Here is an 11451-nt window from a genome sequence, read left to right as displayed (position 1 = left end):
ACAGATCGTCGCCTTGGTAGGCCTTTACCCCACCAACTAGCTAATCCGACTTAGGCTCATCTATTAGCGCAAGGTCACAAGAGAGCCCCTGCTTTCTCCCGTAGGACGTATGCGGTATTAGCATCCCTTTCGGAATGTTGTCCCCCACTAATAGGCAGATTCCTAAGCATTACTCACCCGTCCGCCGCTAGCTCAGTTACCGAAGCAACCTCGCCCGCTCGACTTGCATGTGTTAAGCCTGCCGCCAGCGTTCAATCTGAGCCATGATCAAACTCTTCAGTTAAAATCATTTTGAAGTTTTAATCTAAACTTCCAAATCTGGCTCATCAATTTTCTGACTTAAATTTCGCTCAAATAAACTTCGAGTAATTTAAACCAATCAATCAATGAAAATAATTTCGATTAATCAATCAGTAAAAATCCACACAAGTTGTTCTTCATAATCTCTTAATGATCTTCTCAACGCTTCGTCAGCATCAAGCTAGGTCGGCTATATTACGCTTTATTTCTAAAGTGTCAACTGGTAATTTAAATTATTTTAAACTTACTTTCTAAAACTCAACCCAATCAATTTCAATCAAGCCATTGTTTTATCAGAAGTTTTAATCTGCATCACCGCCGATGGATGTGCATTATAGGCCAATTATTTTAACAAGCAACCCCTCTTTTTAAGTTTTATGCGTTTTTCAGTTCGAGTGGTTATTTATTCAGCAAAAACTTCACTTTTCTACATAATATTGTTTATTTCTTTTTCTTGATCATAAAAGGTTCCGGATTCAGGACTACATCTGGCATTTTTTCTGGCTGATCATATTCTTGCCACTTCAGTGCGCGGCAGTCGATATATTCACAATAGCCGCCTTCACCTTGTTGTTGATCACCATTTATAGCCAACTGATATTGAAAACTTCCGACATAACCTGCCGCAGCCCCAAATTTAAAATCACCACGACTCTGCGCTTGTAGATGAATTGAGGTGCCATCTTCATCTTGATAGCACCATTCAAACTCACGTGGCAAATACATGCACTGACCTGTTGGGGTTTTTATTCTTGGATAAACCCGTTGAATATTAAATTGTACTTGCACATCAAATACTTGAGTTTGCTCCGTGTTCGCATCTCGCAGATAGATTCGAGATTGCAAAATTCGATTCAACACATCACGGCTTTGTAGCAATATCATTTGTTGCTGATCATTCAGATTAATCACCTGATAGCAAAAAAATGCCACAGCGAAATAAGGAAACTGGATGGAACGGGCAAACTCAAAACTGCCCAATTGCTCAATCTGGAAATGCTGATCTTTATAGCGCACACTTCCCTGACACTGACATAACAAAGACCAATGTTCTGCCAAATTCATTCGCAATTTGGTGAAATATGAAATTGTAGAGCTTGTGGTGATCTTTAAATCAAAGCTGAGTTCGCTATCTTCACGTTGCATATGAAATTGCGGAAAATGTCCTGTAATGCGTTCTTTATTGGCAAACTGAAAATACTGTGCGGTAAATACGCAATCGTGTTGTATTGAATAATGATTGGACTGCCCCACCATGTGTGGGCTGCTACTACATAAGATACTGGCCGTATCTAAAGCTGAAGTTGTAATCACATTTTCAGGGCGCAGCATTGCAGTATTTAGACTGCCCAATAAGCCGATAAAGTTGAGATAATGTAAAGGTGAAGGCAAGTTAGGAAGAATTAAGCCCTGATAGATAAACTTATAATGATGTTTTAGGGCGTGATAAGGCAGTTTGGCAGTTGCCGCAGGAGTTTGATTGAGTTGTTTGGAACGATCGAGAAAATCTTGAAACAGCTGCATATCAAACTCCTTGTGAGTTGATGCTTTTATGAAAGCCTAATTAACTCACTGCATTTTTTCTTGCCATAAAAGTGGTCACAAAACCCGAAAGCGCATAAACAATTGAAATCACTAAAATTCCTACAGGGATATTGTACGTCATGGCTGCAAGGATAAATACTGCGATTGGCAATACAAAAAACGGCACACGCTTACGGTCAAAAGTTTTAAATGAATAATATTTAATATTGGAAATCATCAATAATCCTACTGCAATAATAATCACAGCATTGATAATTTGTAGTCCAGTTTCACGAATATCATACAGTTCAGGAAAGTCCCGACCTACCCAAACCAACGACACGATAATCAGTGCAGCCAAAGGACTTGCCACACCAATAAAGTAGCGTTTATCGACCACACCAATTTGCACATTAAAACGCGCCAAACGGAATGCGGCACAAGCCGTATACACAAAGCAGGCCGCCAAGCCAATACGACCTAAATCGTGCAAACTCCAGCTATACATCAAAATCGCAGGCGCAACACCAAAAGCGAGCATATCGGATAATGAATCAAACTGTTCGCCAAATGGACTTTGAGCACCAATGGCACGTGCCACACGACCATCTAATCCATCAAACAATGCCGCTAGAAATATGGCATAGATGGCTTGGCTAAATTCGCCATTCATACTCGCAATAATGGAGTAAAAGCCCGACAGCAAGGCTGCCGTGGTAATCAGGTTTGGCCACAGATAGATACCACGACGTTTCACCTTTTGCCCTTCACGGGTATGTTCTTCTTCCACCACTTCAAATGTAATTCCGTCATGCTCAAGATCACGGGAACTATATTCTCCTTCGGGCTTGGATGTGTTTGTCATTATTTTGTGTCCTAACTGTAACCTGAACGTCAATTTAAATTTTTATTCGCCAACTAACCAACGCACTGCAGCATGTCCACCGTGTTCTTGCATACGCAAGTGTGGGAACAACCATTGCAAGGCTTCATCTGCATCTTCAGAGAATTTCCACGGTGGATTAATCACCAACAAACCACAACCGTTTAAACCCACAGGAGTATCGTCAGGCCATACACAAATTTCACAAATGAGTTGACGGCGAATCCCTGTTTTAAACATTTTCTTTTCAAAACGCTCAATCATGGCGCGGTCTTTAATTGGATACCACACCGCAAATACGCCTGTTGGCCATTTTTTATGTGCAGCTGCCAATAATTCTACCAACTGTGGGAAATCTTTACGTTCTAATTCATACGGTGGATCAATCATCACTAAGCCGCGTTTTTCTTTCGGTGGAATGACGCCCAATAAACCTTCGTAAGCATCACGCTCATGTAAACCTGCGCGCTTGTCACGAATGTTATGACGTAATTGCTGGAATACATCGCGCTGCATTTCAAAAATAGTCGCTTTATCGATGTCACGCATACCTTGTAAAGCAAACCACGGCGAACCTGGATATGCACCTTGCCCATCCACTTCACGCATTGCTTCAACCAGTTTTAAATACTGCTGTACACCTTCTGGTGCCTGACGTTTGATTGAATCATCTAGTTTCACTAAACGATGAATACCATTTAAAAATTCACCCGATTTTTGTGCAGGTGCTAAAGATAAGTCGTATTTACCCGCACCGCCATGTGTATCGACATAGCGATAAGGTTTATCTTTGGCATTTAAACGTGTCAAAATTTGCAGCAATAAAACATGCTTCATGACATCGGCAAAGTTGCCCGCATGGAAATGGTGACGATAATTCATGTTTGGTTCATTCCTAAAATCAACCGCTATTTTAGCATGAAAAAAAGTTTCATTCAGGAGCTTGTATTCCTCTAAAATAGCCAACTCTCAATTTCATCTTTTTCTGAGTATTTTATATGGACGCTACACTTCTCCCAAAGTCCTGGAATGTTGATCGAATTCTTGAAGATTTGGATCAACATGGTTTTGCAATAATTGATGATGCTTATTCACCCGAATATCAACAACAAGTTCTAGCAGAGTGTAGTCAAAATTTAGATCAATTTCGTGAAGCAGCCATTCAAAATGGTGTGGTCAGCAAAATTCGCAGTGATCATATTTTATGGATTCACGAAAATTTAAGCATTGCACAACAACATACCCAAACCCTTTTGACTTTGGCCGAACAATTCAATCAGGCATTTTATTTAGGGATTCGTGTGGTCGAAGCGCATTTTGCCAGCTACCAAGCAGGTTCTTTTTATGCCTTGCACCGCGATAACCCACAACAAAAAAATGATCGGGTGATTTCTGCTGTCTATTATTTACACCCTGAATGGCAGACAGATTGGGGTGGACAACTACGTTTACAAGACAAACATGGAGCATGGCAAATTATAGAACCACGCCCAAATCGGATTGCAATTTTCCAAAGTGATTTATTGCATGAAGTTTTGCCTGCGACACAGCAACGACTTTCTATTACTGCATGGCTACGCAGCGGCAACCAACTTTGGTAAAGATAGACCGCTTTTTTAAATTATTGGCTTTAAAACTGTAAATTTGCCCCGATGTAGAGCAAATATTGCTATCAGGAATTCACCCATGCGCAACTCGACTCAACAGCTTATTCAACGTATTGGGGAAACCGACCAACTTTTTTTACAAGGTAATACGCCTGAATTGGCATTAGAACGTGCCGATTTACGCTTACAATTGGTGAGTTTGAGCGAGTTACGCCAAGAACAGATTTACTTTTTGCAAGAAGCCATTGTGCTGTTAGAACAAGGTCGGGTTGAATTTGAAGAAATGCCAGTGACGTTATATATCAATTTGTCTTTGCATTTGGCCAAAGCCTATATGATGTATTTTGAGCTGACCCGCGATGCAAAATACGCCTTAATTACCCAACAAATTTTAAAAGCCATGACTCATTATGCACATGGAGATATTTTCTTTTTCTTGGCTTATGCCAGCGCCAGTAAAAATGAAAGTGCACTGTGTCGCCACTGGTTAGGCAAGTACAGTAAAACTGCCGAATTTGATTTGGAACTCTTACAAATTCACCCTGCCTTTAACGCCTATCAAACCGAAGTCTGGTTTAAACAAATTCTCAAAAGCAGAATGCATTAAAAAAACGCCTCGTTCTGAGGCGTTTTTAATGAAAACATATTAAATATGACGATGACTTAAACCTAAACAGCTTGTAAACGATAAGCATCTAAATGCAATTGTTGATTGAGTTCATCAATCCAAATGGCCCAATCATCGTCTTGTACCAAATGACTGATTAAAAATTCACGTTGTGATTTATTCCAAAACGGCGCTTCATGTAAATTAATATGTGCAGGTAATTGATGCGTACGTACATACAGTTCAATGGCTGCAGGGCTGCTGGCTAAACCGAGTTGGCTGAATAACATGGCTAATGATGGAGTATTTTGCATGAGCACCTTGCCCCCTTTTATTAGTTTCGTTGTAATTCCTTATTCAACCAACTTATAACACTTTGTATAAAAAACCCAGTCTTCCGACTGGGTTTGTTGTATCTTTTTGTGAGCACGCAGTTTACTGGCGCTTTTTAGATGAAAAGTATTTGATTTAACTTAAATACCGATTAAACACTCGGATGTTGATCGCTATGTAATTGCTCATTTAAGGTTTCAATCACAATGGCCCAATCATCATCTTTTTTCCAGTGACTTTGCAAAAATTGGCGCTGCCCTTCCGTCCAAAACTCAGCACAGTGTAATTTGGTTTCTGCAGGTAATTGATGCTCACGAATAAATTGATCAATTGCTGCATCGTCAGCATCTAGACCCAATTGTTGAAATAACAGTTCTAAAGTCGGTTGTTGGTCAAACATGGCATCCTCCTTTGATTCGTCTTGTACTTTTAATGACCTTAACCTGCTTCGAGCCGCAATTCAGCAGCAGCCGAGTTGCAGCATGTTATTTTTTGTACGATGCGATATACCTAAAGCATCCCACTCAATATTCTTAACACGATGACAGGCAACAAAAAAGCCAGTCAATGTAAACCGACTGGCTTTCATCTACTTAAATTAAAAGTTAGCAACCTGTTAGTTTTTCAGGCTGTAGCTTTTCATTTGGAAAGAAGATTGGGCGCAATTTCACACCAATGGCATTCCCCATAAATGCAAATACTAGCCATAACCAACCATGCACACTGCCCGAAGCAATTCCGCTAAAGTATGCGCCAATGTTACAACCGTAGGCCAAACGTGCACCATAACCAAGTAATAAGCCACCTATAACAGCCGCAACCAGTGAACGGCGTGGAATATTAAAGTTCGGGGCAAATTTTCCAGCCAAACTTGCAGCAAGCAATGCACCCAACATAATGCCAAAATTCATCATAGAGGTGATGTCATGCCACAATGAATTTGCCAATGCTTTAGCATTGCCTGACTGCTGCCAATAATCCCAAGCGCTTACATCTACACCCGCAAAAACAGCAACTTTTGCAGCCCAAACTGCAAGCGCAGAAGTCACGCCCCACGGACGACCAGCCAATACCAAGGTAGCAAAATTCAGCAGCGTTAAAATAAGCCCACCCCAAATTAACGGCCAAGGACCTTTGAGGAAACGCTTCCAACCATGGTACTGACTTTGCGGCTCGACTTCTAAACTGCCATGACGTTTCTTTTCAAAAAACACGGTTGCGGCAGCAATCACAGCAAAAATAACAAAGCTTAGAATAAGTGCAGGAATCACCCCAAAACTTTCGACAATCGAGATTGGCGCCAAATGCGGCAGATTAAACCACCAATCTAAATGCGAAGTGGCAATCAGTGAACCTAAGCAGAAGAAAAATAGCGTAACCAACATACGCGCACTGCCACCGCCTACCGTGTATAGCGTACCCGATGCACAGCCACCCCCAATTGCATGCCAATACCAAAAATAAAAGCACCAATCATGACCGACATCGACACAGGATTGACATTGCCCTTGACGGGATTGCCAAACAACTCACCTGCACCTAAAGCAGGAAAGAACAAAAACACCGCCAAGCCCAGCATAATCATTTGAGCCCGCAAACCACGACCACGACGTTCTTTAATAAACACACGCCAGCTAGAAGTAAAACCAAAAGAGGCGTGATACAACGTCATCCCCAAAGCACCACCAATTAAAAATAACAGTGCTTGATTTAGACCCACGATTTGATAGGCGCCGATAGTACCGACAACAAGTAAGATAAAAGCCACCCAAACCGAAACATTCGATCTATGGGCACTTGCAACAATAACTGACATGACAGAGAGAAGATTTAAAAAAGGAAACCCGCGTATTCTAAGCAATTTCCCCTACCGTGCAGGTCAATCGACCTATTTTATAGTCGCTTATCCATTCTGATATTTGATAAGCAATATGAGCTTAGCTGATGATAGGCTTTTAATTGCAAAGATAAAATCAAGCGCAAAAAAAATGCCAGTCAACTTTTAGGTTGACTGGCATCACTCCCGAAGGAGTTTTAACTTAATCTAGCAGATTAAATTATTTAATCATGTCAGCAATTGCTGCGCGTTCTTCTTCAAGTTCGTTTAACGTGAAGTTGATACGCTCACGGCTGAACTCGTCGATTTCAAGACCTTGAACGATTTTGTATTCGCCATTTTCGCAAGTTACAGGGAAACCGAACATTACGCCTTCAGGAATACCGTAAGAACCGTCAGAAGGAATACCCATAGTTACCCATTCGCCGTTTGTGCCAAGCGCCCAATCACGCATGTGGTCAATTGCAGCGTTTGCAGCAGATGCAGCAGAAGATAAACCACGTGCTTCGATGATCGCAGCGCCACGCTTACCAACTGTAGGAAGGAATACGTCTTTGTTCCATTCAGCATCGTTGATTTTGTCTTTTAAGCTTTCTCCATTTGCAGTTGCAAAACGGTAGTCAGCATACATTGTTGGAGAGTGGTTACCCCAAACTGTCATTGTTTTGATGTCAGAAACAGCAACGCCAGCTTTTTGAGCAAGTTGAGTTAACGCGCGGTTGTGGTCAAGACGTAACATTGCTGTGAAGTTTTTCGCTGGAAGATCTGGAGCAGATTTCATTGCGATGTAAGCATTCGTGTTCGCTGGGTTACCAACAACTAGAACTTTAACATCACGGCTAGCAACTTCGTTAAGTGCTTGACCTTGACCAATAAAGATTTCACCGTTTACTTTAAGAAGGTCAGCACGCTCCATACCAGGACCACGTGGACGAGAACCAACCAATAACGCGTAGTCAGCATCTTTAAATGCCACTTTAGGATCATCAGTACCGATCATGCCAGCCAATAATGGGAAAGCACAGTCGTCAAGTTCCATCATTACGCCTTTAAGCGCAGCTTGAGCTTTCTCAAAAGGAACTTCTAATAATTGAAGGATAACTGGTTGGTCTTTACCCAACATTTCACCGCTAGCGATACGGAATAATAGGCTGTAACCAATTTGACCAGCAGCGCCAGTAACGGCAACGCGAACAGGTTGCTTCATGTAATTATCTCCAATTGAGAGGATAGTCAATGCGATTAAATAGCTGTTCTATCTAATCTTAATAATCATAAACGCGAAAGATTGTACTCCAATCATTCAGCGGATGCATGCAAAAGCGCATCAAATTCCACAAAAGTCTGATAGAAAATATGAATAAAATTTCTCAAAAAGCTTAAAATTCAGAAATTACAGTCACCTAGCAAACTAGTAAGAACCTTTAATGACAAACTGATTCGGGCAATTTGATTCAATCGCTGCACCGCACTGCTTATAGCGTCCTGCGGTGTTATAACAAATTTTGATTTCAGTTAAATAACTTTTACCTTGATGGTTAGAGCACTGAAAATGCACGCTTTTTGATGACATACCTGAATTGGACTTGAGAAACAAACTCCGTAGTTGTGACAATTGCACCGTCTGCGTGTCTTGGCCTGTCAATACCGAAGGCACGTTCATCCGATCTGCATTATTAATAATCATGCGAAAATACTGACTGGCATTCATGGGCACACAGCCGCCAATACCTTGCCACAATTGTATCCGTGCAGCTTCATCAGGCATGACTCGCGCCACCACTTTAGCTTGTAAAGGCGGCAACTTCGCCGATGACTGAGTGCTGCACTCACGCGCAGCAACTTCAGGATATAAGCCTTCAATATTCAGTGAGTAGCCTTCTAAACATTTACGCTTTTTGCTTTTGGTAGAATCAATCAAACATACGGCTGGAGTCATTTGAACCGACATCACATAGCCTTGCACAGGAGCTGAAAATGCGTTTTGTGTACACATGACCCAAGCTGCACCACCCAAACTGAGCAATGCAAAATGAATTGGCTGTAAAACTGTACTCATCCACATTTTCAATGCTTCAGCCCCCTAAATTCTTATACACCCAATGACTCACGCATCTATATATCAACACGCATGATCATCTAACTGTATCACTTGTAACATTTTCCTAAGGTGTATTCCGAGATGGAATATGTTGCATACGGCTACTCATTGATTGTCCACCCTGCCCCAACAGCACACCATAGTGCGTGGCATTGGTCATGACATGTTTCACATAGTCACGTGTTTCCAACAAAGGAATGCTTTCAGTATATTGGTCTGCCGCAATTTGCTGAAACTCTGGCTGCCAACGGCGTGCACGATTTGGCCCGGCGTTGTATCCTGCTGTGGCCAGCACAGGGCTATTGCTTAATTGTCTATGAATGGTCGACAAATAAAATGTGCCATAACGAATATTGGTATTCATATCACTCAGCGCGGCAGGATTATAAGTTTCACCCATTTGTCGTGCAACCAAACGTGCCGTATCGGGCATGATTTGCATCAGTCCACCTGCGCCGACATGCGAACGTGCAGTGGTATTAAAACGGCTTTCCTGACGCATCAATCCATAAGCCCAAGCAGGATCAATACCTGCATTTTGACTATGACTCACCACATAATTACGGTGTGGCATTGCATAACGGTAACTGTAGTTGTGCTTATTCACAGTACGGTCTGCCGCATAAATCGCACGGTCGTACCACCCCATATCGGTCGCACGTTTGGCAGCTGCCAAAATCAAACCATCATCCTGTCTTAAATAAGCCTGACGTACTGCCCAGTTCCATTCACGATTCACATAATTGGCGGGCGCATTAATTTCACGTAAGGCAAAAGCACGGTTAAAGTGAATATCCTGATTTAAACGCTGTAAATCATTGGTTGTCGGCTGGCTATTTACTGGAATGGCATTGTAACGCTGCCCAAGACGATCTTTTGCTAATAAGTTGTGATAATCATCGCCCTGTGCCAACTGTTTATAAATATTTTGCGCGCTGCGTTTCGATGCTGCATCACCACGTTGTTCTGAGGCACGAGCCAACCAGTATTGCCAACGGTCTTCTTGTTTCTGAGTCACACTCATGCTGTCTACTGCACGAATCACACTTTCCCATGCACCAAAGCGGATGGCCTGTCGGGCATAGATTTCTGCTTCTTCGGGGCTAAATGGCAAGCCATAACTGGCATCTAAGGCGCTTAACACTTCACGGTTGAAATTATTTTTCATCACCGTGGTGCCACCAATATAGCCTACTGCACGGTGCAACGCTTTTTGTACGGCATCGGGTGTACCCTCTGCACTCCGTTTTAGTGAAGACAAGGCCGAATCCAGATCACTGTCAGCCAAACGACCTATGGCATAAATTAAATAAGCGTGATCTTCATTGCTGGCTTTTGGGGCCGACCATAAATAATTCAGTGGATTGGCCTGAATACTGTTCAGTTGTGCCAAACTCAGATTCATACCTAAACTTTGCGCAGTCGCCAAAGCTTGCCCGGACTGCCCTGCACGCAGTTGTCCCCACAAACGCTGCTGCTTGTCTTGCTGAGTCATAATTGGACTAGAGAGCATCATTCGACCTAGACCTGTACAAGATTCAGGTTGTGAGTTCGTGGTCAACCAAACATCTTTAAATTCCGCGACCACCAAAGGATCACCCGAACGGGTACGAACTTGTGCCATGGCACAGCTTTCGGCCTGATCAGCATTACTCACATAGGCAAGCACAGGTTGTGCACTGCTAAAATCGGCCTGTTTCACTTTTTCTTCGATGTAATCGGCTGCGAGTTTTTCTGCCATCGCTGATTGTGGATGGCTCTGTGCAAACTGGATAATAGCAGTGGCAGGCTGCATACCAAGGTTGGTATTTAATGACCAATATTCAGGATAATAGCCCAATACATCATTTTGCATGGCATATTGATACTGCTGCAATAAATCGACATCACCTGAATTGGCTGCACGCAGTGCATCATTAAACTGTTCATTTGCGGCATGCGTACCCGTCATCACGGCAAGCGAAACCAGACTTAGCACAAGCTTTTTCGTTAATTTATTATTTTGTTTCATCATTTGCAGCATTCGCTTGCCTTCAGTCATTTACTTCCGCCTCGAGGTCCGCATCTCATCTTTAGGTTTAGTTTAATTAGTCTAGAACCGCAGTTGTGTTCTGTTATGTAACCTTCTGATTAGACACTATTAATCTTAGAACTCATGTTCAAACAAATTTCTTCATATTTCAATCAGCTGTTGTGCTGATTTAAGGCTGTCAGTTTAGCGTGAATTCCTGCTAAAATATGCGCCTTTCTTTTGTCTAA

General features: G+C 42.2%; 10 protein-coding genes, 1 rRNA gene and 1 pseudogene. 2 read left to right on the top strand and 10 right to left on the bottom strand.

Features of this window, described 5'->3' with window-relative positions; translation table 11 throughout:
* The 4 genes from CF596_RS07255 to rlmJ all read right to left on the bottom strand — a co-directional run.
* Positions 1-283 (bottom strand): 16S ribosomal RNA (locus CF596_RS07255); the annotation flags it as partial.
* Positions 284-741: 458 nt separating this feature from the next.
* Positions 742-1824, bottom strand: a complete 1083-nt coding sequence (locus tag CF596_RS07250) for a DUF6670 family protein (RefSeq protein WP_096901754.1) — start codon at positions 1822-1824, stop codon at positions 742-744.
* 40 nt (positions 1825-1864) lie between these two features.
* Positions 1865-2689: a CDP-diacylglycerol--serine O-phosphatidyltransferase gene (pssA, locus tag CF596_RS07245; protein ID WP_096901751.1), complete on the bottom strand. Its 825-nt coding sequence runs from the start codon at positions 2687-2689 to the stop codon at positions 1865-1867.
* A 42-nt stretch (positions 2690-2731) separates the two neighbouring features.
* Positions 2732-3589, bottom strand: a complete 858-nt coding sequence (rlmJ, locus tag CF596_RS07240; RefSeq protein WP_096901749.1) for a 23S rRNA (adenine(2030)-N(6))-methyltransferase RlmJ — start codon at positions 3587-3589, stop codon at positions 2732-2734.
* Between the two features lie 116 nt (positions 3590-3705).
* On the opposite strand from rlmJ, the gene CF596_RS07235 reads away from it, so the two are divergent.
* Both CF596_RS07235 and CF596_RS07230 read left to right on the top strand, forming a co-directional pair.
* A complete protein-coding gene (locus CF596_RS07235; protein ID WP_096901747.1) occupies positions 3706-4308 on the top strand; it encodes a 2OG-Fe(II) oxygenase in 603 nt (200 codons plus the stop codon).
* Between the two features lie 85 nt (positions 4309-4393).
* Positions 4394-4921 (top strand): hypothetical protein, encoded by a 528-nt coding sequence (locus CF596_RS07230; RefSeq protein ID WP_019836939.1) that lies wholly within the window; start codon positions 4394-4396, stop codon positions 4919-4921.
* Positions 4922-4983: 62 nt separating this feature from the next.
* On the opposite strand, the gene CF596_RS07225 is transcribed toward CF596_RS07230, so the two are convergent.
* From CF596_RS07225 to CF596_RS07200, 6 genes and pseudogenes are all read right to left on the bottom strand, one after another.
* Entirely contained in the window at positions 4984-5241 is a 258-nt protein-coding gene (locus CF596_RS07225; protein WP_026438086.1) for a DUF2789 family protein, read from the bottom strand.
* Positions 5242-5405: 164 nt separating this feature from the next.
* Positions 5406-5654 (bottom strand): DUF2789 family protein, encoded by a 249-nt coding sequence (locus tag CF596_RS07220; protein ID WP_096901745.1) that lies wholly within the window; start codon positions 5652-5654, stop codon positions 5406-5408.
* Between the two features lie 205 nt (positions 5655-5859).
* A pseudogene (locus CF596_RS07215) lies at positions 5860-7070 on the bottom strand (YeeE/YedE family protein).
* 241 nt (positions 7071-7311) lie between these two features.
* The gene (locus CF596_RS07210; protein WP_019836931.1) at positions 7312-8298 is read right to left on the bottom strand and encodes a malate dehydrogenase; all 987 of its coding nucleotides are present in this window, start codon (positions 8296-8298) and stop codon (positions 7312-7314) included.
* A gap of 204 nt (positions 8299-8502) precedes the next feature.
* Entirely contained in the window at positions 8503-9150 is a 648-nt protein-coding gene (locus CF596_RS07205) for a ribonuclease I (protein WP_096901758.1), read from the bottom strand.
* Positions 9151-9256: 106 nt separating this feature from the next.
* Positions 9257-11143, bottom strand: coding sequence for a lytic transglycosylase domain-containing protein (locus CF596_RS07200; protein WP_171324901.1), 1887 nt, complete (start codon positions 11141-11143; stop codon positions 9257-9259).
* Between the last annotated feature and the right edge of the window lie 308 nt (positions 11144-11451).

This window comes from Acinetobacter sp. YT-02 (genome assembly GCF_002412355.1).
In the GTDB taxonomy this organism is placed as follows: domain Bacteria; phylum Pseudomonadota; class Gammaproteobacteria; order Pseudomonadales; family Moraxellaceae; genus Acinetobacter; species Acinetobacter towneri.
The sequence above is the reverse complement of the archived record's forward strand: the minus strand, read 5'-3'. Positions and strand labels throughout refer to the sequence as shown.

Bases quoted from the DNA above. Each gene is read 5' to 3' on its own strand.
- pssA (WP_096901751.1), bottom strand. From the start codon at position 2,689: ATGACAAACACATCCAAGCCCGAAGGAGAATATAGTTCCCGTGATCTT.
- CF596_RS07205 (WP_096901758.1), bottom strand. From the start codon at position 9,150: ATGAGTACAGTTTTACAGCCAATTCATTTTGCATTGCTCAGTTTGGGT.
- CF596_RS07200 (WP_171324901.1), bottom strand. From the start codon at position 11,143: ATGACGGGTACGCATGCCGCAAATGAACAGTTTAATGATGCACTGCGT.
- CF596_RS07220 (WP_096901745.1), bottom strand. From the start codon at position 5,654: ATGTTTGACCAACAACCGACTTTAGAACTGTTATTTCAACAATTGGGT.
- CF596_RS07210 (WP_019836931.1), bottom strand. From the start codon at position 8,298: ATGAAGCAACCTGTTCGCGTTGCCGTTACTGGCGCTGCTGGTCAAATT.
- CF596_RS07250 (WP_096901754.1), bottom strand. From the start codon at position 1,824: ATGCAGCTGTTTCAAGATTTTCTCGATCGTTCCAAACAACTCAATCAA.
- CF596_RS07230 (WP_019836939.1), top strand. From the start codon at position 4,394: ATGCGCAACTCGACTCAACAGCTTATTCAACGTATTGGGGAAACCGAC.
- CF596_RS07235 (WP_096901747.1), top strand. From the start codon at position 3,706: ATGGACGCTACACTTCTCCCAAAGTCCTGGAATGTTGATCGAATTCTT.
- rlmJ (WP_096901749.1), bottom strand. From the start codon at position 3,589: ATGAATTATCGTCACCATTTCCATGCGGGCAACTTTGCCGATGTCATG.